We start from the raw sequence: 22438 nt of genomic DNA, 5'->3' as shown, positions 1-22438 counted from the left end.
CTTGAAATACTCAATCAGCCGCGCAATTCATCCGCGATCCGGTCGGCCAGTTGCGCAGCGACCTCATCCTTACCCATGCGCGGCCAATCCTCAGCCCCCGCGTCGGAAATCAGCGTCACCGCGTTTTCGCTGCCGCCCATGATGCCGGTTTCGGGGCTGACGTCATTGGCGACGATCCAATCACAGCCCTTGCGCGCGCGTTTGGCGGTGGCGTGGGCGATCACATCATCGGTTTCAGCGGCAAAGCCGACAACCAACCCCGGACGCCCCTGCCCCATCTGGCTGATGGTTGCCAGAATGTCGGGGTTTTCGGCAAATTCCAGCACCGGCAGCGCGCCGTCCGCCTGTTTCTTAATCTTCGACCCAGACGCGGAGGCAACACGCCAATCCGCCACGGCAGCGGCAAAGACTGCCGCATCCACCGGCAGGGCCGATGCAACGGCGGCCAGCATATCCTTGGCACTCTCAACCTTATGCAGTTCAACACCTTTCGGTGGGTCCACATCCGCCGGACCAGTGACAAAAATCACATCCGCCCCCAGTGCGACCAACGCCTGCGCGATGGCTGTGCCCTGCGCGCCAGAGGATCGGTTGGCGATGTAGCGCACCGGATCAATCGGTTCATGCGTTGGACCAGAGGTGACAAGGATGCGTTTGCCGCTGAGCGGGCCATCCTTCAGGGCGACACCAATCGCCTCCAGAATGTCGGCAGGTTCCACCATGCGACCGGGGCCATATTCACCGCAGGCCATGTCACCCTCATCCGGCCCCAGTACGGTGATACCGTCCTGCTGCAACAGCGCCAGATTGCGTTGCGTCGCGGGGTGTTCCCACATCCGCACATTCATCGCGGGCGCAATCATCACCGGCGTATCGGTCGCCAGCAGCAAGGTCGAGGCCAGATCGTTTGCCATGCCCTGCGCCATCTTCGCCATCAGGTCCGCCGTTGCCGGTGCAACCACCACCAGATCCGCGACGCGGGACAGTTGGATATGGCCCATCTCTGCCTCATCGGTCAGATCAAAGAGGTCAGTGTAAACCTTTTCTCCCGCCAGCGAACCGATGGTCAGCGGGGTCACGAACTGTTCTGCCGCTTTGGTCAGAACGGGCGTCACGCTGGCGCCCTGTTCGCGCAGACGGCGGATCAGCTCCGGAATTTTGAAGGCCGCGATGCCGCCACCGATGATCAAGAGAATACGTTTACCCTGCAGCATCCAAGCCCCCGCAAAAATCTGGCCCAGATCGCGGCCAAAACTGTGGCGGACAGTAAGCCGCCCCGCCTGCGAGGACAAGGGCGGCGGCTGTCAGGCCAGCAGTTACCGAAAGACGTCACAAGGATCGCCCCGTTCCACGCCCGCACTGTCTAGGATCAGATCAAAGACGCCGTCCGGCGCCCGCCCATCCTCTGACTGGCCCAGCGCCAGCACAGTGACCGCAGGGTCCGCCGCGCGGATCAGTGCGGTTGCGCCCCAATCCGCACGCGCGTGCCCGTTGCCGGTGATCACGGCAACCGGCCCGCCAGTGTCCACCAGCGCCTGCAACGCAGCGCGCGCCAGATGGGCATCGCGCAGCCGCTGTATCGCCACCATCGGTGCCAACTGATCACGCGGCACCGCCTGACAATGGGCTGCGAACTGCAGATCAAGACGCGCCTGCATCTGATCTTCTGGCACGTCACGGTCCAGACCATAGGCTGGTGCCAGCGGGCCAAAACTATCGGCAATTCCATTTGCAAAAGCGGCCCGCGCCACATCGCGCGACACACCTGCACCGTAAAGCACCGCATCGGGCGCGGCGGCAAAGATCGGTGCATAGATCGCAAAATCCGGCCAGCCGCTATTGGCCCAATCCAGCGCCGCCGCCAATGTCTGCGCATTACGGGCCTCCACACCCTCTGCCGCCGTAACCTGCTCTGGTGTCAGCATCTCAAACACCAGCGCAGCAGGCTCCATCGCGGCAACCACGCGGGCCTGTTGCAGATGGTGGGCGGGGTTATCATGCACCTCTCCCAGCACGGCAATATCGGTATCGTTAAAAATGGAAATCGCCGCGCCCTCGGCAGAGAGGGGCGGCGCGATGAACAAGCTGGCGGCTAGGCTGGCAAACAGGGGGCGCAGCGCCCCCCAAGGTCGGGTTGTGATGAGCTTCTTCATACCAGAAGCTCATGCACCTCTTGGCTTTCTGCTTCAAGCTGGCGACGCATTTTTTTCAGCGCCGCCGCTTCCAACTGACGCACGCGCTCTTTGGATAGGCCCAGTTCGGTCCCCAGAGATTCCAGCGTACGCGCGGGTTCGCGGAGTTTGCGTTCGCGGATGATGAACTGTTCACGATCATTCAAACGCGACACCGCATCGGTCAACCAAGCCCGCAGTGCCTTGCGGTCATGATCTTCCTCAACCAGCTCAGCCGCCTGCGTGCTGTCATCTTCCAGCGTGTCGATCCATTCGCGCCCCTCATCCTCCACGCTTTGCGTCGCGTTGAGGGAGAAGTCGCTGCCCGACAGACGGCCTTCCATCATTTCCACATCATGCAGCGGGACGCCGATTTCCATCGAAATCGCCTGACGCATCTGGTGACGGTCCAGCTCTTCGCCGCGCGACAATGCCTCCCGCTCCAGCCGTGCCTGAACGCGGCGCATATTGAAGAACAAGGATTTTTGCGACGAGGTGGAGCCGGTGCGCACCATCGACCAGTTGCGCATCACGTAGTCCTGAATGGACGCTTTGATCCACCAGACCGCATAGGTCGAAAAGCGCACCCCACGGTCGGGGTCAAATTTATCCGCGGCCTTCATCAGGCCCAGACCCGCCTCTTGGATCAGGTCATTCATCGGCGCGCCGTAGCGTTTGAATTTCGAAGCCATGGAAATGGCCAGCCGCATGTAGGCATTGATCAGACGATGCAGCGCCTCTTCGTCACGTTCGTCACGCCATGCGTAGGCCAATTGGCGTTCTGTTTCGGCGTCCAGCAGTTCGGCTTTCATAGCCCTGCGCGACAGTGACATGTCTTTGGGTGAGTCTAGTGCCATAGCATTACCCCCAAGGTTTGCTGCGCACATCAATTGCCGTGCGCCTTGTTATGTTAGCTTCAAGAATGCTACGCAGCGCAAACCACGTTGGATCACAAAGAGGTGTCGGTAAATGAGTGCAGGGGTAACTTTGGTTCTAGGCGGCGCCGCATCCGGAAAATCGGTTTTTGCGGAAAACCTCGTAATCTCAAGTGGATATGATCGCATCTATCTGGCCACCTCGCAGGCCTGGGATGATGAGATGAAAGCGAAAATCAAAAAACACATCGCCCAGCGCGGCAAGGGCTGGACCACGGTTGAGGCCCCGCTGGATCTGGCCCCGGTGCTGGAAAACGTGAAGAAAAAACAGATTGTGCTGTTGGATTGCGCCACCATGTGGCTGACCAATCACCTGCTGGCCGATCACGATCTGGCAGAGCAGAGCGCGCAGTTGATCAAAGCAATCAAGGCCTGCAAAGGCAAGGTGGTCATCGTCAGCAATGAGGTGGGCCTGTCCGTGGTACCGGAAAACGCATTGGCACGCCGGTTTCGAGAGGCGCAGGGCACCTTGAACCAGCAGATCGCGGCAGAGGCGGACACTGTTGTGGCCGTCATGGCCGGTCTGCCGATGGTGCTGAAGGGATCGCTGGAGGAGGCGAAGGCATGAGCCGTTTTTTCTGGGTACGTCACGGGCCAACGCATGCGAAATCGATGGTTGGCTGGTCAGATCTGCCCGCGGACCTTTCGGACAGCGCGCTGGTTGGGCGGGTGGCGGATCATCTGCCAGAGGGTGCGCTGGTCATCTCCTCCGACCTGGTCCGTGCGCGCGATACGGCGACGGCGGTTCAGGGCGGACGCACGCGGCTCGACCACGATCAGGGCCTGCGCGAAATACACTTTGGCGACTGGGAATTGCAGCGCTTTGATGAGGTGGCGGATCAGGGCCATATCCGACAATTCTGGGAACAGCCCGGCGATATCGCCCCCCCCAATGGCGAAAGCTGGAACCAGCTGACCGCACGGGTGAACGGAGTGGTGGATCGCCTGATCGCCGAACATCCGGGACGCGATATCGTGGCCGTGGCCCATTTCGGCGCGATCCTTACACAGGTACAACGCGCCCTGCAGGTCGATGCCTACACCGCCTTTGGGCATAAGATCGACAATTTATCCGTGACCGAATTGCACTGGGACGGGGCGCGCTGGCATGCGGCGGGTATCAACCAACTGCCCTGAGCGCCCCTACAGGAGTCAGTTTGTCGGCGCAGCAGCCACAAAGGTGCTGCCTGCCCCCAACGCCACCTGCAAAGCCACGTAGTTCAAGGCACGCTGGCGACGATTTTGCGCCAGGTTCGCCTCGGCGTCCAGTTTGTTACGTTGCAAACGCACGAAATCCAGAACCGACAGTTCCTGCACCCGCAGCAAATCACGCGATAATGTGACTGCCTCGCTGTTCAGCTTGACCGCCTGAGACGCGGACCCGACCGCATTTTGCAGCTTTCGCTGCGCAACCAACAACGTTTCAACCTCTTCCATTGCAACCAGCACCCGCGATTTCCATTCAAGGAATGCCGCCTCAACACGCTTGTGTCGCGCTGCCACGCGCGCTTTGTTTGCGCCTTGATTAAAAATTGGCAGGGTCAGCCCCAGAATAGAGATCCCGCTGCTATTCGGGCTGACACCGCGACGCCCAAGGATCGTGCCGGTCAGATCCAGCGATGGGTAACGATCCGCTTCTGCGACATTCAGTTCTGCCACAGCCAAACGATAGCCGCTTTGGGCACTCCGGACGTCCGGGCGATTGATCAACAGATCTGCCGGAACACCGGATGCGGCACGAAAACGCGGATAAGGTTGACCGCGATAGTTCAGGTTCACCTCGTCGACACCCGCCACCTTGCCCAACAAGGTGGCAATGCGGTTTTTCTGGCGTTCCACCTCAACCAAAAGGACAGAGATTTCAGCACGGGTTTCTGAAATTTCAGCACTGGGCTGAAGGGTTTCAAGCCGCGTGACCGCGCCTTCGCGCTCTAATCGTTCCAGATCGGTCGCGGTTTGCTGCCAGGATTTCAGTTCCTGATATTTGAGATTCAGGCGCTTTTGCACAAACCGCAGATCGATATAGGCCGAAGTGAGATTGGACAGCAGCAACAGCTGCGCCGCATTGCGTTCGTCCTGCGCAATTTGCGCCCGCGCGCGCGCCGCCTCTGTGCGATAGCGTTGCGATCCGATCAAAGTTGCGCGCCCCGTCAATGTTCCGGTGCGACGATCCCCACCCAGCGCACTGTCAGCAACCTGCGTTTCCAGACGCCCAGTGATGTCTATCGCTGGTCCCGCAGTCAGGATCAGTTCATCTGCTTCTTCAACCCGCAGACGCGCCTGCGCCAATTGTAAATTGTCCCGCAACGCCATCGTCACCAGCCGATCCAGCGTCGGGTCGCGGAAATTGCGCCACCAGCTGGTCTGCGTCGAGACCTTTTTAACGGCCTTCTTCGCCTCCGGCGCAGAAAACGTCTCAGGTAGGGGCGTTTTAGGTTCGCTGTATTGCGTTACCTCTCCGCACCCCGTCAAAGCCAATCCAAACACGGCACTTAGCCAAAAATTGCGGTCATAGATGATCCCCATTTTAAATCTCCTTCCCTCACCAGATGCTTGTGTGTTGTCTGACCCCACGACCAAGCCGTACCCGAAGGCACCGCAATAGCGCGGGGCGGGCACAACTGCGCCCGATCTATCGTTGCTGGATTCAGTCGGTTGAGTGTGCGTCAGGCCATGCGGCCTGCATCACACGGGGAAATCGTGTCGACGCACGAGATCCCAAATGTCGATATTCAATTGCTGCAATCGTGCGATGCTTTCATCAATGTTCGCCGCCTGCCCTTCGGTGAGGGGTTCTGTTTTGCCCACCCGGATGTCTTTGCGGCGATCTTGAATGCGCATCATAATCGTTTGCAGCCGCCCTTCTTCGGGATCAAACGAATAAATGCAGTGGTTATATTTGTTGCGCAGCGCCCCCTCGCGGGTCAGCCGCCCCGTCAATGCCAGGATATCGTCGCGCACATCTTCGGCGGTACCTGCCATCTTGGCCAGACGCTGCACCAGATCCACACGGGCGCGGGTTGTGCTGAGGGTCAAGAAAATCACCACAGCCACATCTTTTTCAACCCGGGCAAGCCCCGCGATCAAGTGGATCAGCAGACTTTCTGTATTGGTCCACGTGTAGTTCAACCGCCCAACACGCTGCAGGACATCATCCAACACATCCTGTTGTGCCATTGCAGCGGTATCAGGCGACGCGGCGTTCATCCCCTCAGGCCTTGCCGGGAGGATGGGTTTCAACGAACTTCATCGCCGCTGCGGTGCGGTTACTAACCTTTAACTTGGTGATGATGTGATGAATGTGCAGTTTGACCGTGTGTTCAGACACCTTCAACTTGGCGGCGATCTGTTTGTTTTGCAGCCCATTCACCACCTCGTGCATCACCGCGATTTCGCGCGATGTCAGTAGCTCTTTGCAGTCTTCTTCCCCGACAGGGGTAGGTTCCACAGCCGCATCAGTCGCTGTGTCAACGACAGTCGCCTGCACCGCACGGGGGTAATGTGTTCCCCCACTTAGAAACAAGCGCAACACCGCCAGCCAAATATCGATGCTTTGGTTCATTGGCAAAAAACCCTGAACCTCGGGCACGTCTTTGATCTGTGCTGCGACGGCCTGAGCTTCGGCTGCACTCCAATACGCGATCACCAGACTGGGGGCCTGTTGGCCTGGGAATTCGGCAGCGTCTATAGCCGCCAGGCGCCGCACCTCATCAGGCATGGCTTCGCACACCCCGGCGTCCAAAACGACGACACGCACCGGCATGTTCATCTGCCCCAAGGCGTTTAAAAAATCCCCTATGCTGTTGTGTCGCAAGGGCAGCGTGCCCTCGATTTCGTCTTCAAGAATGCGCAAAACGGTTTGGGTAAAACTTTTTTGCGGTCCGATAAAAATGGCAAAGTCGCTAGCCGTTTCGGATGCCTGAAATTTACTGGCATCCAAAGCCAACGGTGCCACAGCTTCAATGCTAGGCATTCGTCCCTCCACTTTGGATGTAGCGCCAAGTTTCTTCCCACTCCCATTACGAAAGAAAACGCTACGCCGCTCTTTGTCAGAGCGATCCCTAAACCCCTCAGTGCTCGAAATACAAAAGACGCCTCGCGGCCAATAAAACGATGACCGTTTATTTTTAAATAACCGTCAAATGGTATTGCGCGTGTTGTTCAAGCGTCAATAAACCGAACGGTTAGGATTTTATCCACAGATTATCCCCTTCGCGTCATAGTATTATGTCAATTAAATTAGATTCTGACAATATGACTAATGCAGACTTGCCGCCTTTGACACATGCGAGAGGCGCACAAAATCAATTAATTCGTTGTTTATAAAATATATTTTTTGCCTAAATTTTAGCCAAAAAGATTAACACCCAATGTTCAGCTTACCCGAGCGCCACAAATTACGCAGGCTTTTGAGGGTCTGACGCAGCAGACACTGCACGGGCATTGACGTTGTCTCTCGAGGGAATTCAGCCGCCATCGAACGCACAACAGCCCCCTGCTGCATCAGATCAGACCGCCACACGAAACGGAGGAGTTGGCGCGGTCTGCACCCCCTGGTCACGTGTCGCTTTTTTGGATTCAGTCATGCGACGGCGGGTCAGGATTTTTCATCACAACAGCGGTTCGGCAATGGTCACTTTGGAATGAATGGTGATCGACCGTACCTATTAAAGGGAGAAATATTATGCCTGGTAATCGTCATCACCATCTGTTCGGCCTTCAGGGCCAGCTGCAAGGTCAGGGCCAAATGCAAGGTCAGGGTCAACACCAGGGTCAAGGCCAGCATCAAGGTCAGGGCCAAGGTCAACATCAGGGCCAGCACAGCGAAAACCTGAACCTGAACGGCAATGGCAACATGAACGGCAACGGGAACCTGAATGGTAACGGAAACCATAACGGGAACGAAAACGGAAACGGCAACGAAAACCACAACACCAACCACAACACCACCAGTTCCGACGCAATCAGTGCCGGTCTGGGTATGGGCGTTGGTGCGGGGCTGGGCCACGCTCATGCCGGTGCCAACTCTGACTCTGGCTCCCACTCCGGTTCCGAGGCGTCATCATCCGCATCCACCAGCAACCACACCGACGTCGGTGTCAGCGTTGCGGTTGACCTGACCGACTGGGAACCCACCGACGACGACTTTGCCGACTTTGATCTGCACAACTCGGCCGTGGGCGACATCACAATGGCCGACGGGGACATGAACACCGACATCGGTGGCAACATGTCGCTGGACGGCGCCCTGAACAACGCGCTGGACGGCGCAGGTAACGACACTGGCGTTATCAACGCAATGTCCAACTCGCTGCAGGATAACGACAACCTGGAAGGTGCGTCGGTCAGCAATGGCGGGTCGTACACAGCCACGATGACCGCACATGGCGGATCCGCTGATTCCGAAGAAGGGATCGACAACGAAGCCGACGGCGGATCGGCCGGCAGCGCCTATTCCGATGGCGGCAAAGGCTCCACCGGAAACGCAAACGGCGGCCATTCCATCGCGCTGGGTGGCAAACACTACGGCAATGATGGCGGCAAGTCCGAAGGCGACGACGGCGGCGACAGCGGCAACGCAGGCGCTATTGCAGTTGGCCTTGGCGGTCTGGGCCTTGGCCTTGGCGGATCGGCTGACGGCGGCACAACGGGTGCTGGTGGCGCAGGCGGTGCCGGTGGCACAGGCGGCGCTGGTGGCAGCGGCGGAAACGGCGGAAATGCTGGTAGCGCAGGCGGCATCGGTGCAGCGCAAGGTGGCGACTCTGGCGCCCTTGGTGCTGGTGCCGGTGGAGACGCAGGTGCGATTGGTGCAGGCGCTGGCGGTGACGCAGGCGCAGTAGGCGCCGGCCTCGGCGGCGGTCTGGGTCTCCTCCCGATTGGTACTGGTATGGGCGTTGGTGATGCAGATGCCGGCAACGGCAATGGCACCGCTGGCGCAACCGCAGGTGCTGGTACAGGCACCGCAGGTGCCAACGCCGGTAACGCTGGCGGCTACGGTCTGGGCAACAGCCAGTCCGGTGGCAATGACGCCGACGGTGCAGCCGGTGGCGCAGGTGCCGCAGGTGGTGCGGGTGCCGGATCTGGCACCGCAGACGGAGGTATGGCCGGCGGCATGGGCATGGGTATGGGCATGGGCGGTGGTACCGCTGGTGCAGCAACCGGTGCCGGTGGCGCAGGTGGTGCTGGCGGTGACGCAGGCGCCTCGGGCGGCGTTGCAGGCGGTGCAGTTGGCTACGGCGGACATGCAACCATCTGGGGCGGCAACGGCGGCGCAAGCGGCGGCTCTTCGGCCGACGGCGGTGCTGGTGGCCAAACCGGTGGATCGTGGGGTTCGTATAACGGCGACGATGGCTTCGTGAACGGCTATTCGACCTCGTCTGCGGATGCCGCGCTGGATAACGCAGCCTTCAACCAGAACATCGTGCAAGGCGCGAATGTGCTGGGCAACACGGTCGACATGACCGTTGTGGGCGGCGGCTACTCTTCCACCCTGATTGGCGACGACGACCTATCGTAACCCTTGCGATAAACCTGATCTGCCCGGCCCCATAGGTCGGGCAGATCCAACAAGAAACGAACCCGAGCAGCCTGACGCACTGAACACAGGTATCCGAGGGTCATTCTCATGCTAGACGACAAGACAGACATTATCGCCCATTTCATTGGCATTTTTGAACTGAACACCGAAGTAGCCCGCCTGAAGATCCAATATCAGGAAGTGGCAGCCCGCATTGCGGCGGAAACAGATCTGGGTCAGCTCCTCAATGTTACGGTCAACATGACCAGCAACTACGGCCTGAACGGATTTCTGGCCGATCTAAAATGGCCGCTGTCCCTTATTTCTGTGCCGGTCAGCAACTTTTCCATTCTTGTGCCCAGCGCTGTGGGATTTGCCAATTTTGCGGCGCCCGGTTTTTTCACCAATGACTATTTCGCCAGCCCGCTGAACAATCCGGGGTCACCACTCACGCAGACAACTTTCATCATTCCAACACCGTCTCAACTGGCCAGTGTCACCGTTCAACACAACACGCTAGAAGACATGGATATCCTCTCGACCTTCGAGGGCGAGGCCCAGTTCGTGGATGCACTGACCTACAATGGGGGGCTCGGCTATCTGCAAACCGTTGCAGGTGCGCTGCAACCACTAACCGCCCCCGCACCTGCCACATCAGAAGAGGCGATGATCGACGACGCGCAGGCCCTATCAACAGGCGTGCGTGCCCTACACGAAGGTGGTGAAACGACTGCCCCTACTGGGGCCACCCTGCATGTTGCGTTCAGCGCAGACACCGATGGCATCACCCTAAACGGCAACACTGCGGACGAGATGCCGGAGATTTCCGCCCTGAGCCACCGTTTTGCGGCTGAGGACGAAGATACCGCAGACGTCCCCCCGCCCACTGATGAAGAGAACAACGCCGCCAAAACGGCAGAGGGCGACAGTATTGATGAAACGACGCTAGATCCTGATATTCATGAGGTCGCAACTGGCGGCAATGTGTTGCTAAACGAAGGCTACATCGGCACCGATATGCTGGACGCGCCTGTCATCGTTGCCATGGGCCAGGCCATTGATCTGGACATCATCAGCCAGGTGAACGTCTGGAGTGACGCTGACATGATCAATGGCGCCGCCGCTGCAAATGCCGCAACGGGGACGCAGGCGTTTAACGCCGCCCATTTTGACGCTGTCGCCAATCCGGCCTTTGACCCACTTGCAGAAGGTGAAGAGCCCGGCGACGGCCCGCAGAACGTGGCGATTGTCACGCTCGAAGGGAATTTCGTAAACTACAACTACGTTCAACAGTTCAACTTTGCCAATGACGGTGACGTTCTGAGCGTCGGCTTTTCTGCGCAGGGCAGCGTCATTCAGACCGGCGACAACACCCTAGTCAATTCCACCTCAATTCTGGGTTTAGGCTTTCACTACGACCTGATCATCGCCGATGGAGACATAGTCGACGTATCGTTCCTATCGCAAACCAATGTTTTGCTGGACAGCGACACGGTCCATTATGGCGCGGGTTACCAAGGTGGGATCAGCACCGCTGACAATTTGATGCTGAACTGGGCGACAATTCGCGATGTCGGCATTGACCAACATCACGATATGCACGCCGGATATGGCGCCATCGGACAATCATTCGCGAATGGTGACACCGAATTGGCGGCAGCGCTAGAGGATCCGGTTTTTGGCGACGTGGGCCTGCTACGGGTGCTGCATATTCAGGGCAGCCTGATCAACATGCAGGTTCTGCAGCAAACCAATGTTCTAGGCGACGGGGATCAAGTGGAGTTCGCCACCCAAACATTGCAATCCGCCACAGGTGCCAATGTGTCTGTGACCACCGGACAGAACGAATTGCTTAATATGGCTGTCATCACCGATGCCGGCCTTGATTCAACCATTTACACCAGCGAAGGCGCCTACACCGACGCCTTCCTGCATCAAGCGGAATTTGTCACCGACGAAGATCCGCTTGCTCTGGCAGCGACGGACACGCTGACCGGAGAAGCCTTCCTGTTTCTGGCAGATGGTCTGCTGGATCAGGACACAGGTGAGGACGCAGGCATTCCTGCCCCAGCCCCGTCAGAGGTTGCTGTGGACGTGATGGAGACCGTTCTCGCCTGATCATTTTAGGGGGGAAGTACTTTGAAGGATTATTCTACAAACTCAACTGGCGCGCCTGAGGGCGCATCACAATCCAACACGCGATCTGGCGGCACCGGCAAACGCCCACGCAAGACGCAGCCCACACTGGATGCCGAAACGATTGAATCACGGCCCTTTCAGCGTGAGGTAAACAAACGGCTAGGCAATGGCGGCAAAGGGGGATCTGCCACGCCGATGAAACCTGCGCGCGGCAATGGCGGCGGCGGCAATAGTGGCTTTCACACCCGCCTTGGTCCCAATGATTTCTCACAAGGGTTGGATCGCGGACTGAAAGCAATCCGCAAGAACCTGTTGCTGGTGATCACCTTTACCTGCGCCACCAACCTCTTGATCCTCGCTATTCCGGTCTATCTGTTCCAGATTTCGGACCGCGTGCTGACCAGCCGGTCGCTGGACACGCTGATCATGCTGACAGCTGTGATCATTGGTGCCGTGCTGTTACAGGCGGTGCTGGACGCGATCCGGCGTTTCGTTTTGATGCGCACGGCGGTCGAGGTGGCGGCGCAACTGGGCAACCCGATCCTTAGCGCGGCAGCGCGGGCATCGCTCAACAGCAACGGACGGGAATATCAAACGCTGGGTGACTTGCAGCAGTTACGCTCGTTCCTTGTATCCGGCACATTGCTGTCGTTTCTGGATGTGCCCTTCACCCCGTTTTTCCTGCTGGCGATCTATCTGGTGCACCCGCAACTGGGGATGATCGTGATCATCACCGCGCTACTCTTGTTTGTCATCGCGATGATCAACCAGCGTCTGACCTCGCGCAGTTTCGCCGAGGCAAACCAGCACCAATCCCGCGCCAACCTACATCTGGATTCCATGTCCCGTAACAGCCAGATCATCAACGCGCTGGCCATGATCCCCGAGGCCGTGAACATCTGGGGCCAAGACACCGCGCGGTCGCTGAAATCACAAGTGAAGGCGCAGGACCGCAACATCATCACCGCCGCCTGTTCCCGCGCCGTGCGCCTGCTGACGCAGATCGCCATTCTGGGCTGGGGCGCGTCGCTGGCCATCAATGGCGAAATTACTGGCGGTATGGTCATTGCGGCGTCGATCATCGCGGGCCGTGCTTTGGCCCCGGTGGAAGGCGCGATTGAGGGCTGGAATCACTTCCTGCTATCGCGCGCGGCCTATGGTCGGATCGCCACGCTGCTGCGCAGCTCGCCCTTGAACAAAGACCGGCTGATCCTGCCTAATCCTGAGGGCCGGCTGGACGTCGAACGTCTGCTTTACGTGCCGCAGGGCACCAAACGGGTGGTACTGAACGGGCTAAACTTCACCCTCGCCCCCGGTGAATCCCTTGCGGTGATCGGCAATTCCGGCGCGGGCAAGACCACGCTGGGCAAGATGCTGGTAGGGTCGATCCTGCCGACATCTGGCGCGGTGCGGTTGGACCTGATGGACCTGCGTAATTGGGATCAGCGTCAGCTGGGCACCAATGTCGGCTATCTGCCACAGGACGTGCAACTGTTCCCCGGCACCATCAAACAGAACATCGCCCGCATGCGTGCCGATGCCACCGACGATCAGATCCACACCGCCGCCGTTCTGGCCAATGTGCATGAAATGATTGCCAGTTTCCCACAGGGCTATGAAACCATGGTCGCCGCAGATGGTGCGCCGCTGTCGGGCGGTCAAAAACAACGCATCGCGCTGGCGCGTGCCTTCTTTGGGGAACCGCGGTTGGTGGTTCTGGATGAACCGAACTCCAACCTCGACACCGCAGGGGACGCGGCCTTGGCCCGCGCGCTGGCCCATGCCAAGGCCCATGACATGACCATCGTGGTGATCACCCAGAAACCATCGCTTCTGGGATCGGTGGACAAGATCATGCTGATGGCCGAGGGCAACATCGCCCTCTTCGGCACCCGCGATCGGGTGATGGCACAGCTGGAACAGCGCCGTCGTAGCGCCCAGCAACAACACCCGCAGGCACCTGCCCCGCAGCAGAACCCCAACCTCAACGGCCCAGCGCCAGCATAAGGAGCGGTAGATCATGACACTTATCCATCCCCCGATTGACGAACCGCAGGCACAGGAATGGTATTCAGAATTGCCCCGTCAGGTCTGGCGCATTGGACTGGTTGACCTGTTGCTGATGTTTGGTTGTCTGGGCGGTTTTGGCTACTGGGCCTTTACCGCGCCACTGGCCGCCGCTGTCGTGTCGCAGGGCAGCTTTGTCGCCACCGGCCGCAACAAGATCGTGCAGCATTTTGAAGGCGGCATCATCGACGAAATCATCGTAACCGAGGGTGATCGTGTGAACGCGGGCGACCGCCTGATCACGCTGGACACCACCGCATCAGAAACCAAGCTGAAAGAGCTGGAACTGCGCGCCGCGCGCCTGCAGGCCATGGTCGCACGGTTTCATGCAGAATATTCCGGCGCCGAAGAGCTGCAGTTTTCACCAGTCCTACTGACGAAGGCTGTGCAAAACACAGATCTGTCGCAGATCTTGGACAGCCAATGGCAGAGCTTTGCCCTGTCGCGCGACAAGGTGCGTAACGAATTGAGCCTGCTAGAGGCCAATATCACCGCCCAAGAGCTGCGCCAGCTTGGCTATTCGGAGCAAAGGAACTCGGTCCAGTCACAGATCGCCCTGCTGGAAGAGGATTTTGAGGCCAAGACGCGCCTGTTTGAAAACGGGCTGACCCGCAAAACCGAAATCAACTCCCTGCGCCGGTCGATTGTCGACGCCACCGGCCAGATCGCCCGCCTATCGGCCGAAATCGGTGAAAGCGATGCCATGATGGAGAAGTACCGCCGTCAGGTGGTGCAGACCGAACACGCCTATAAAGAGGCCGCATTGGATGAGTTGAACGCCGCTCAGGCTGAACTGGACAGTATCAACGAACAGATCCTACAGGCCCAAGACGTGCTGCGGCGGACAGAAATTGTGGCGCCGGTTTCTGGCACCGTGGTGCGGATGCATTACCACACGCCGGGCGGCGTCATCAAAGGCGGCAAAGAGATTGCCGAAATTATTCCGCAGGACGCACCGCTGATTATCGAAACCCTGATCCCGCGCAATGACATCGACAGTGTTCAGCTGGGCCAACACGCATTCATCCGCCTTTCGGCCCTAAACCAACGCACGACGCCAGTGCTGGATGGGGAGGTGATCTATGTCTCGGCCGATTCAATCCACAACACAAGCGATGCCAACAACCCCGAGGTTTACATCGCCCGCGTTAACCTAACCACCGACAGCCTGACTCAGTTTCCCGGCTTTGCCCCGACACCAGGCATGCCTGCAGAGATCCTGATCGCAACGCAAGAAAGGACGTTCTTTCAATATCTGACCAAACCGATTGTAGATTCCATGTCGCGCGCCTTCCGCGAGGACTGATCGATCAGTGCGTCCCCCCGCACCGATCAGCCGCATCAATCAGCCGCTGTGATCTCTCCCGATCACAAATGATCATTTCACATGCTGCCCCGTCGGCCTTAGCCTGTCTCCAAGACGACAACAGGGAACGCATATGACCTATAACCTGATCATTGGGGACCGTAGCTTTTCCAGCTGGTCCCTGCGCGGCTGGCTGATGCTGGAAAAATTCGGCCTCGATTTCCGCACCACCGACCTCAGCCTTTATGATGGCAGCTACCGCGCGGTTTTGGCACCGATGGCGCCTGCGAAACTGCTGCCCGTTCTGGTTTGCCCAGATGGCACCGTTATGGGCGAAACCATGGCCATCGCCGAAGAGTTGAACAGCCGTCACCCTGAGGCAGGCATGTGGCCCAGCGATCCGCAGGCCCGCGCCTTTGCACGTTGGATTTCGGCCGAGATGTGCGCAGGTTTCATGGGGCTACGCAGTGCCTGCCCGATGCAGCTATTGCATCAATACGTGGATTTCCCCGTCAGCGACGACTTCAAGGATGATCTGGACCGCGTGCAGGATCTGTGGACCCGCGCGCGCAAGCGGTTCGGCGCGGATGGCCCGTGGCTGTTTGGGCAGTACAGTCTGGCAGATGCGTTTTTCGCCCCTGTCGCCGCACGGATTGCAGGTCATGGTCTGCCAGTGGGTGAAGTTGCTACAGACTATGTAGCAACCGTACTGGCAGACCCCAGTTTCCGCCGCTGGCGCGCACTAGGGCTGACCAAATCCTACGATCCCGTGCCCTATGCGATGGATCACCCGACACGGGCATGGCCCGGCCCGAAACCGCTGGCGGCACAGGCGGTAGAAGGCACTGATGCGGTGAACAAAGCCTGCCCCTATTCTGGTGACGCAATCACCCATTGCCTGACACTGAACGGCGTCACCTATGGGTTCTGCAATGAGACCTGCCGCGACAAAACTGTTGCCGACCCAGAAGCTTGGCCCGCCTTTATGGCGTTGGTGGCAAAGCACAGTTAACGCCGTTACCGAGGCGTTAACGCCTCGGTAACCCCTTCTGCGCTATCCTGCGGCAAAGCAAACCGCAGAAGGGGTCGCCATGGTCGCGCGCGCCTATACTGTGGCCTTTGAGGGGGTCACTGCCAGACAGGTCGAGGTGCAATGCGCCCTGTCACCGGGCCTACCGGGGTTTTCCATCGTTGGTCTGCCAGACAAGGCTGTATCAGAGGCACGCGATCGCCTGCGGGCCGCCTTTTCGGCGCTAGCCATCGCGCTGCCGTCCAAGAAAATCACCATCAACCTATCGCCTGCAGATCTGCCCAAAGAGGGCAGTCATTTCGACCTGCCAATCGCAGTCGCCTTGCTGGCAGCACTGGACATCATTCCACCTGATGCGGCGGAAGCGGTGACCGCCTTGGGCGAATTGTCACTTGATGGCAAATTGATGCCTGTCATCGGCGCCCTGCCCGCTGCCATGGGCGCCGCCGAAGAAGACCGCGCCCTACTTTGCCCCGCCGCATCAGGGGCGGAGGCCGCTTGGGTTGGCGCTTGTCAGGTGATCGCCGCACCAACGCTGGCAGATGTCGTGCGCCACTTCACCGGCCAGTCGCCGCTGCCGCCTGCCACACCGGGGGAGGTGACAGCGCCCGCGCATCACCGATGTCTACGCGATGTGAAGGGACAAGAACGCGCCAAACGCGCGCTGGAAATCGCCGCAGCGGGCCGTCATCATCTGCTGATGACAGGTCCGCCCGGATCGGGAAAGTCTATGTTGGCCGCCCGCCTACCCGGCATCCTCCCCCCCTTGGAACCGGCAGAGGCGCTACAAACCTCGATGATACATTCCCTTTCTGGGCTACTAAGCGAGGGCGGCATTTCCCGTGAACGCCCGTTCCGTGAACCGCATCACACCGCTTCAATGGCCGCCATCGTCGGCGGCGGTCGCAACGCCAAACCCGGTGAGATCTCGCTGGCCCACAACGGGGTGTTGTTTCTGGACGAACTGCCCGAGTTCAACCGTTCGGTGCTGGAAACCCTGCGCCAACCGATTGAAACAGGCGAAGTGATGATCAGCCGCGCCAACGCACATGTCAGCTATCCCTGCCGTTTCATGCTGGTGGCAGCAGCCAACCCCTGCCGCTGCGGGCATTTGACCGACCCTGCCCGTGCCTGCAATCGTGCCCCCGCCTGTGGCGCCGACTATATGGGCCGGATCAGTGGTCCACTGCTGGACCGTTTCGATCTGCGCCTTGAGGTGCCGCCTGTGGCCTACACCGATCTGGATCTGCCCGCCTCCGGCGATCCCTCAGCCGCGGTGCGGGGGCGCGTCATCGATGCCCGCGCCCGGCAGGCAGAACGCTTTTCAAACCTAACTGGCATCGAGACACCACGCCAGAACGCCGATTTGTCAGGGGACCTGTTGGAAAACGTCACCCGTCCTGACGATGCAGGCAGGCAGTTGTTGGCTCAGGTAGCGGATAAATTCGGCCTGACCGCGCGCGGTTATCATCGCCTGTTGCGGGTTGCCCGCACGATTGCCGATCTGGAGGGCAGCGATCACCTGCTGCGCGACCATGTGGCCGAGGCAATAAGCTATCGCCTGATCACCCCAGTCATGGCCTAGCGTTGTCTAACGATGAACTCTGCCACGTGTCGCAGGGCCTGTCGCGCCTCCGGCAGCCAGCCATCAAAAATCTGCCAGACATGCGGCGCCTCTGGCCATTCCTGCACGGTCACATCGGCACCCGCTGCGCGCAGCGCCTGTGCCATACGGCGGCTATCATCGCGCAATATCTCACTTTCGCTGACCTGCAGCAGAACCGGCGGACATTGAGGAAAATCACCAAACAGTGGCGAGATACGCGGATCCAACGGTGACAACGCCCCTAGCACCAATTTAGCCAGAAACGGGCCGCGATCGCCGGGGAACAAATGGTCCCGCTGAGCATTGTCCTGCACAGACGCACCGCTAAAAGTCAGATCACAAAAAGGGGCCAGCGCAAACGCAGCTTGGGGCCGCAATCCCGCCTGACATAGCTGCGCCAGCAGAGCCAGCGCTAATCCCCCCCCCGCGCTGTCCCCGCCGATTATAATCTGATCCGCGCGATACCCCTTGGCGAGCAAGTGCTCAAACGCTGCCCGCGCATCCTGCAATGCTGCAGGCGCAGGATGTTCAGGCGCCAGACGATAGCTGGGCACAAAGGCCCGCATGCCTGCCATCCGTGCCAGTCGCGCCACCATTTTCATATGAGTTTGTGGGCTACCAGCGATATAGCCGCCCCCGTGCAGGTAAAAAATCACCCGATCTTCATGCACCGCACCGGCCCCAACCCAGAGTGCCTGACGTTCTCCCTCCGAGCTCTCAAACCTGGTGCGCAAGACGTGCATGTGGGGTACACTGCGAAAGTTGAATCGCGCCGCCAGCTCCAGATGGCGGCGCAACGGACGTGGATCTGTCGCATGTTTCAGTCGGGCCCGCACCGTGCGACGCAGCAGTGCGCCCAACAGGCGCAACTGCCAGCTTACCCTAGGCCGTGAACCAGAACCCGCCGCCATGCAATCAGGCGCGTTTATCGGCGCGCTTTGCTTCGATTGCGTCCCAGATCTTGGCAGCAGTGTTGGTGCCATCAAAACGCTCCAACTCCTGAATACCGGTGGGGGAGGTCACGTTGATTTCCGTCAGGTAGTCACCAATCACGTCGATCCCGACAAAGATTTGGCCTTTTTCACGCAACAGCGGCCCGATGCGCTCACAAATTTCACGATCCCGCGCCGTCAGGCCCACCTTTTCGGGGCGGCCACCAGCGTGCATGTTGGACCGGGTTTCCCCCGCCAGCGGTACACGGTTGATCGCCCCCACGGGTTCACCGTTCACCAGAATGACACGTTTGTCACCATTAGACACATCCGGCAGGAATTTCTGCACAATCAACGGTTCGCGGCTGACGCTGGTAAACAGTTCATGCAACGAGGTGAGGTTGCGATCCTCTGCGGTCAAACGGAATACGCCCGCCCCGCCGTTGCCATAAAGCGGCTTTAGGATGATATCGCCATGTTTTTCCTTGAACGCACGGATGGTTTCCAGATCGCGTGCAATCGCGGTGGGCGGCGTTAGATCAGGGAAGTCCAGAACCAAAAGTTTTTCGGGATAGTTGCGCACCCAGAACGGATCGTTCACCACCAGCGTGTCTGGGTGGATGCGATCCAGAAGGTGCGTGGTGGTGATGTAGAACATATCAAACGGCGGATCCTGGCGCAGCCAAACCACGTCAAATGTGGACAGGTCCACCTCTTGTTCATCGCCCAGCGCGTAATGATCGCCCTCAACCCGTTGCACGATCAGCGGCCAGCCCCGCGCCATGACCCGACCTTCTTGGTAAGAGAGCTGCTCAGGCGTGTAATAGAACAGTTCATGCCCCCGCGCCTGCGCCTCTAGCGCGATGCGAAAGGTGCTGTCTGCGTTGATATCAATGGGACCAATAGGGTCCATCTGAAAGGCGATTTTCATCGTTGCCACCTGTGCTGGTCTACCATCTGATCAGGGCCACAAAATCCGCGACCCGAAAAAGCCGCGTCAAAAATCGGCCCTTCCCCGATACATGACCCAAGCGTTGCGCAGTGGCAAACCCGAAATCACATCGCCCACGCACAGGTGATCTGCACCCACACGATCCAACGAGCACATTCAGGCGTCAAAAAACACACCTTCAAGGATAGAGATGTCGCCAATCCCATCGACCAATGCCACGTCAAACCGCATATCGGCCAGCTGCCCCGCACTGCAGGCGCCCAGATATTCCTGCGCCGCATGCAACAAACGGCGTTGTTGACGATGCCCTAAATGCTGCAGTGCCCGATCGAAGGTTTTGGACTGCTTCACTTCAACGAAAACAAACCCCGACAGTGAAGGATGACGCAATATCAGGTCAATTTCGCCCGCCCTGCCACGCCAGCGCGCCTCGCAGGTTTCATAACCACGCTGTCGATAGTGTGTGACAACCTGATCCTCTGCCGCCAAGCCCGCCAAATAGGCCATTTGCCCACGGTGCTGACGCGGTGTGGGCACGACCGCAGCTTCTGCCTGAAAATCGAAACATAACTGCGTCATGATCCACCTATCTGATTGCGTTCAAGAATCCTGCGACAGCGCCAAGGCCATCTGATAAATTTTGCGGCGTTTGACGCCGGTGCGTTCTGCCAGCATGTCCGACGCGTCACGCACAGACATATCATCCAACAGCGTTTTCAGCTCTGCTTCTAAATCAACTTCGTTAATATTGGGTGAACGCGCCCGATCAATCACCACAACAATTTCGCCTTTAAGCGTCCGTTCCGCGCAGGTTGTCGCCAGATCCGCCAACGTCCCCCGCAGCACCTCTTCGAACTTCTTGGTCAATTCGCGGCACACAGCCGCATCGCGGTCTGCGCCCATCACTTCGACCGCGTCAGCCAACATCGCCGCGATCCGCTTCGGGCTTTCGTAGAAGGCCAGCGTCGCAGGAACATCGCGCAGTTCCTCTAACATTTTACGGCGTGCACCTTTGGCATTGGGCAAAAAACCCGCAAACATAAAACGGTCTGTCGGCAATCCGGCAAGTGTCAATGCAGTGACCACCGCAGAGGGCCCCGGCGCCGAGACGACCTCATGTCCGGCATCACGCGCGGCGCGGGCCAGATCAAACCCCGGATCCGCCACCATCGGTGTCCCTGCCTCCGAGGCGTAGGCCAACGACTTTCCCTCTGCCAAGAACCCAAGCAAACGAGGGCGCATCTGCGCGCCGTTGTGGTCATGATACGACAGCAGCGGACGTTCGCCGAGCGCGATGCCGTGAATGTCCATCAACTTGCGCAGACTACGGGTGTCCTCAGCCACGAGTACATCGGCGCTGGCCAGAATGTCCAATGCACGCAAGGTGATATCCCGTGCCGTGCCAATCGGTGTGGCCAGAAGGTAGACACCGGGGGATAGTTTCTTGGCTTGCAGATTCAGCACTAGACCCGCCTTTTCCTGTGATTATTATTGCGCGCAAAGACCTTTTGCGCATTTCGCCGGTCCCGAAGGAGCCGTATTCCCAATGTTCGCTGTTTTCCGTAACGCCCGCAAGACCGCCCGCCGTACCTTGCCACCACTTTTCGCAGCTCTGTCGCTGTCCGCTCTTGCCGCTTGTGTCCCCGGCCCATCCGGCGGCCCATCGATCAACACCAGCCGTCCGGTTCCCGTGGCTCTTCTGGTGCCCGGTGGCGGCGAAAACGCAGGCGACATCATTCTGGCCCAAAGCCTACAGAATGCTGCACGACTGGCCATTGCTGATCTGGAAGGCGTGAACATCGAACTGCGCGTTTACAACACAGCCGGTGACGCGACTCAAGCAGCCAACCAAGCTGTCGAAGCCGTGAACGATGGTGCCAAAATCATTCTGGGTCCGGTCTATTCTGCCTCGGCCAATGCGGCAGCGGTTGCTGTTGCACCGCGTGGGGTCAATGTCCTGTCCTTCTCCAACAATACTCAGGTCGCTGGCGGCAACCTGTTCATTCTGGGCACCACCTTCCAGAACACTGCCGAGCGCCTTATTGGTCACGCCGCTGCGCAGGGCAAAGGCGACGTCGTGATTGCTCATGACACCTCGGTCGCGGGCAATCTGGCGCGTGATGCAATCCAGAACGCCATCCTGCGCACACCAGGCGCCAACCTAACAGCGGCTGTTCCTTATGAACGTTCCCAGCAGGGCGTCATTCAGGCCATTCCGCAGGTACGTTCCGCCGTCGCTGGCGGTGCGTCCTCGGTCTTTATGACTGCCAACACCGAAGGGGCGTTGCCACTGCTGACACAGCTGCTGGACGAAGCTGGGGTTGAGCCAACAGAAACCCAATACATCGGTCTGACCCGTTGGGACGTCCCGCCACAAACGCTGGAACTGCCCAGCGTGCAAGGTGGATGGTTTGCCAAACCGGATCCTGCCCTGACACAAGCTTTCAGCAGCCGTTACAGCGCCGCCTATGGTGCCACACCGCACCCAATTGGCGGGCTGGCCTATGATGGTATCGCGGCAATTGGTGCCTTGGTGCAGGCTGGAAATTCTGACGCACTGACCGCAGGTGCACTGACCCAAGGCGCAGGGTTCCAAGGGGTCACCGGAATTTTCCGACTGCGCGCTGATGGCACCAACGAACGTGGCCTTGCCGTCGCCCAGATCCAGGATAAGCAAGTGGTCATCGTGGACCCTGCCCCGCGCAGCTTTGCTGGCAACGGATTTTAAGACATAACGGGGGCCAACGCGCCCCCGTTTCACTTTTGCCTGACCGCAACAAACC

The 22438-nt window shown here is 59.1% G+C and carries 19 protein-coding genes; 9 read left to right on the top strand and 10 right to left on the bottom strand.

Annotation, left to right across the window (positions count from 1 at the left end; all coding sequences use genetic code 11):
- Positions 1 to 14: 14 nt before the first annotated feature.
- The 3 genes from coaBC to TM5383_RS00935 form a co-directional block, all read right to left on the bottom strand.
- Positions 15 to 1214 (bottom strand): bifunctional phosphopantothenoylcysteine decarboxylase/phosphopantothenate--cysteine ligase CoaBC, encoded by a 1200-nt coding sequence (gene coaBC / locus TM5383_RS00945; protein WP_058317170.1) that lies wholly within the window; start codon positions 1212 to 1214, stop codon positions 15 to 17.
- A 102-nt stretch (positions 1215 to 1316) separates the two neighbouring features.
- Complete coding sequence (locus tag TM5383_RS00940) at positions 1317 to 2153, bottom strand: ChaN family lipoprotein (RefSeq protein ID WP_082645352.1); 837 nt, start codon at positions 2151 to 2153, stop codon at positions 1317 to 1319.
- On the bottom strand, positions 2150 to 3028 hold the full coding sequence (locus TM5383_RS00935) for an RNA polymerase factor sigma-32 (protein WP_058317169.1): 879 nt from the start codon (positions 3026 to 3028) through the stop codon (positions 2150 to 2152). Before TM5383_RS00935 ends, TM5383_RS00940 begins: the two co-directional genes overlap by 4 nt.
- A 112-nt stretch (positions 3029 to 3140) precedes the next feature.
- Here TM5383_RS00935 and cobU point away from each other — a divergent pair, with 112 nt between their 5' ends.
- Together cobU and TM5383_RS00925 are read left to right on the top strand one after the other, a co-directional pair.
- Entirely contained in the window at positions 3141 to 3674 is a 534-nt protein-coding gene (gene cobU, locus TM5383_RS00930) for a bifunctional adenosylcobinamide kinase/adenosylcobinamide-phosphate guanylyltransferase (protein ID WP_058317168.1), read from the top strand.
- Positions 3671 to 4243, top strand: a complete 573-nt coding sequence (locus TM5383_RS00925) for a histidine phosphatase family protein (protein WP_058317167.1) — start codon at positions 3671 to 3673, stop codon at positions 4241 to 4243. Before cobU ends, TM5383_RS00925 begins: the two co-directional genes overlap by 4 nt.
- Positions 4244 to 4258: 15 nt before the next feature.
- Here the strand turns inward: TM5383_RS00925 and TM5383_RS00920 are convergent, their stop codons facing one another.
- The 3 genes from TM5383_RS00920 to TM5383_RS00910 form a co-directional block, all read right to left on the bottom strand.
- Positions 4259 to 5632: an efflux transporter outer membrane subunit gene (locus tag TM5383_RS00920; protein ID WP_058317166.1), complete on the bottom strand. Its 1374-nt coding sequence runs from the start codon at positions 5630 to 5632 to the stop codon at positions 4259 to 4261.
- Positions 5633 to 5791: 159 nt separating this feature from the next.
- A complete protein-coding gene (locus tag TM5383_RS00915; protein WP_231724980.1) occupies positions 5792 to 6313 on the bottom strand; it encodes a hypothetical protein in 522 nt (173 codons plus the stop codon).
- A 4-nt stretch (positions 6314 to 6317) separates the two neighbouring features.
- Positions 6318 to 7052: a helix-turn-helix transcriptional regulator gene (locus TM5383_RS00910; protein ID WP_159438570.1), complete on the bottom strand. Its 735-nt coding sequence runs from the start codon at positions 7050 to 7052 to the stop codon at positions 6318 to 6320.
- Between the two features lie 738 nt (positions 7053 to 7790).
- On the opposite strand from TM5383_RS00910, the gene TM5383_RS16660 reads away from it, so the two are divergent.
- The 6 genes from TM5383_RS16660 (at position 7791) to TM5383_RS00880 (ending at position 17750) form a co-directional block, all read left to right on the top strand.
- Positions 7791 to 9623 carry a hypothetical protein gene (locus tag TM5383_RS16660; RefSeq protein ID WP_058317164.1) on the top strand — a complete coding sequence of 611 codons (1833 nt, stop codon included), beginning with the start codon at positions 7791 to 7793 and terminating at the stop codon, positions 9621 to 9623.
- 108 nt (positions 9624 to 9731) lie between these two features.
- Positions 9732 to 11741, top strand: coding sequence for a hypothetical protein (locus TM5383_RS00900; RefSeq protein WP_058317163.1), 2010 nt, complete (start codon positions 9732 to 9734; stop codon positions 11739 to 11741).
- Between the two features lie 21 nt (positions 11742 to 11762).
- The gene (locus tag TM5383_RS00895; protein ID WP_082645351.1) at positions 11763 to 13769 is read left to right on the top strand and encodes a type I secretion system permease/ATPase; all 2007 of its coding nucleotides are present in this window, start codon (positions 11763 to 11765) and stop codon (positions 13767 to 13769) included.
- Between the two features lie 13 nt (positions 13770 to 13782).
- The gene (locus TM5383_RS00890) at positions 13783 to 15135 is read left to right on the top strand and encodes an HlyD family type I secretion periplasmic adaptor subunit (protein WP_058317162.1); all 1353 of its coding nucleotides are present in this window, start codon (positions 13783 to 13785) and stop codon (positions 15133 to 15135) included.
- A gap of 133 nt (positions 15136 to 15268) precedes the next feature.
- A complete protein-coding gene (locus TM5383_RS00885; RefSeq protein ID WP_058317161.1) occupies positions 15269 to 16147 on the top strand; it encodes a glutathione S-transferase in 879 nt (292 codons plus the stop codon).
- 79 nt (positions 16148 to 16226) lie between these two features.
- On the top strand, positions 16227 to 17750 hold the full coding sequence (locus TM5383_RS00880; protein WP_058317160.1) for a YifB family Mg chelatase-like AAA ATPase: 1524 nt from the start codon (positions 16227 to 16229) through the stop codon (positions 17748 to 17750).
- Here TM5383_RS00880 and TM5383_RS00875 read toward each other — a convergent pair.
- The 4 genes from TM5383_RS00875 to rsmI all read right to left on the bottom strand — a co-directional run bounded on the left by TM5383_RS00875 (position 17747) and on the right by rsmI (position 21116).
- Positions 17747 to 18682, bottom strand: a complete 936-nt coding sequence (locus TM5383_RS00875) for an alpha/beta hydrolase (RefSeq protein ID WP_076400099.1) — start codon at positions 18680 to 18682, stop codon at positions 17747 to 17749. The genes TM5383_RS00880 and TM5383_RS00875 overlap by 4 nt on opposite strands.
- 4 nt (positions 18683 to 18686) lie before the next feature.
- Positions 18687 to 19634 carry a glutathione synthase gene (gshB, locus tag TM5383_RS00870; protein ID WP_058317158.1) on the bottom strand — a complete coding sequence of 316 codons (948 nt, stop codon included), beginning with the start codon at positions 19632 to 19634 and terminating at the stop codon, positions 18687 to 18689.
- A gap of 177 nt (positions 19635 to 19811) precedes the next feature.
- Complete coding sequence (locus TM5383_RS00865; RefSeq protein ID WP_058317157.1) at positions 19812 to 20234, bottom strand: YraN family protein; 423 nt, start codon at positions 20232 to 20234, stop codon at positions 19812 to 19814.
- 21 nt (positions 20235 to 20255) lie between these two features.
- Positions 20256 to 21116: a 16S rRNA (cytidine(1402)-2'-O)-methyltransferase gene (gene rsmI, locus TM5383_RS00860; RefSeq protein ID WP_058317253.1), complete on the bottom strand. Its 861-nt coding sequence runs from the start codon at positions 21114 to 21116 to the stop codon at positions 20256 to 20258.
- An 85-nt stretch (positions 21117 to 21201) separates the two neighbouring features.
- Here rsmI and TM5383_RS00855 point away from each other — a divergent pair, with 85 nt between their 5' ends.
- Complete coding sequence (locus TM5383_RS00855) at positions 21202 to 22383, top strand: penicillin-binding protein activator (protein WP_058317156.1); 1182 nt, start codon at positions 21202 to 21204, stop codon at positions 22381 to 22383.
- Positions 22384 to 22438 lie beyond the last annotated feature (55 nt).

This window comes from Thalassovita mediterranea (assembly GCF_001458435.1).
Classification (GTDB): domain Bacteria; phylum Pseudomonadota; class Alphaproteobacteria; order Rhodobacterales; family Rhodobacteraceae; genus Thalassobius; species Thalassobius mediterraneus.
This window is presented reverse-complemented; position numbering and strand designations above follow the sequence as displayed.

Coding starts and splice junctions, on each gene's coding strand:
- coaBC (WP_058317170.1), bottom strand. CDS start 1,214: ATGCTGCAGGGTAAACGTATTCTCTTGATCATCGGTGGCGGCATCGCG.
- TM5383_RS00940 (WP_082645352.1), bottom strand. CDS start 2,153: ATGAAGAAGCTCATCACAACCCGACCTTGGGGGGCGCTGCGCCCCCTG.
- TM5383_RS00935 (WP_058317169.1), bottom strand. CDS start 3,028: ATGGCACTAGACTCACCCAAAGACATGTCACTGTCGCGCAGGGCTATG.
- cobU (WP_058317168.1), top strand. CDS start 3,141: ATGAGTGCAGGGGTAACTTTGGTTCTAGGCGGCGCCGCATCCGGAAAA.
- TM5383_RS00925 (WP_058317167.1), top strand. CDS start 3,671: ATGAGCCGTTTTTTCTGGGTACGTCACGGGCCAACGCATGCGAAATCG.
- TM5383_RS00920 (WP_058317166.1), bottom strand. CDS start 5,632: ATGGGGATCATCTATGACCGCAATTTTTGGCTAAGTGCCGTGTTTGGA.
- TM5383_RS00915 (WP_231724980.1), bottom strand. CDS start 6,313: ATGAACGCCGCGTCGCCTGATACCGCTGCAATGGCACAACAGGATGTG.
- TM5383_RS16660 (WP_058317164.1), top strand. CDS start 7,791: ATGCCTGGTAATCGTCATCACCATCTGTTCGGCCTTCAGGGCCAGCTG.
- TM5383_RS00900 (WP_058317163.1), top strand. CDS start 9,732: ATGCTAGACGACAAGACAGACATTATCGCCCATTTCATTGGCATTTTT.
- TM5383_RS00890 (WP_058317162.1), top strand. CDS start 13,783: ATGACACTTATCCATCCCCCGATTGACGAACCGCAGGCACAGGAATGG.
- TM5383_RS00885 (WP_058317161.1), top strand. CDS start 15,269: ATGACCTATAACCTGATCATTGGGGACCGTAGCTTTTCCAGCTGGTCC.
- TM5383_RS00880 (WP_058317160.1), top strand. CDS start 16,227: ATGGTCGCGCGCGCCTATACTGTGGCCTTTGAGGGGGTCACTGCCAGA.
- TM5383_RS00875 (WP_076400099.1), bottom strand. CDS start 18,682: ATGGCGGCGGGTTCTGGTTCACGGCCTAGGGTAAGCTGGCAGTTGCGC.
- gshB (WP_058317158.1), bottom strand. CDS start 19,634: ATGAAAATCGCCTTTCAGATGGACCCTATTGGTCCCATTGATATCAAC.
- TM5383_RS00865 (WP_058317157.1), bottom strand. CDS start 20,234: ATGACGCAGTTATGTTTCGATTTTCAGGCAGAAGCTGCGGTCGTGCCC.
- TM5383_RS00855 (WP_058317156.1), top strand. CDS start 21,202: ATGTTCGCTGTTTTCCGTAACGCCCGCAAGACCGCCCGCCGTACCTTG.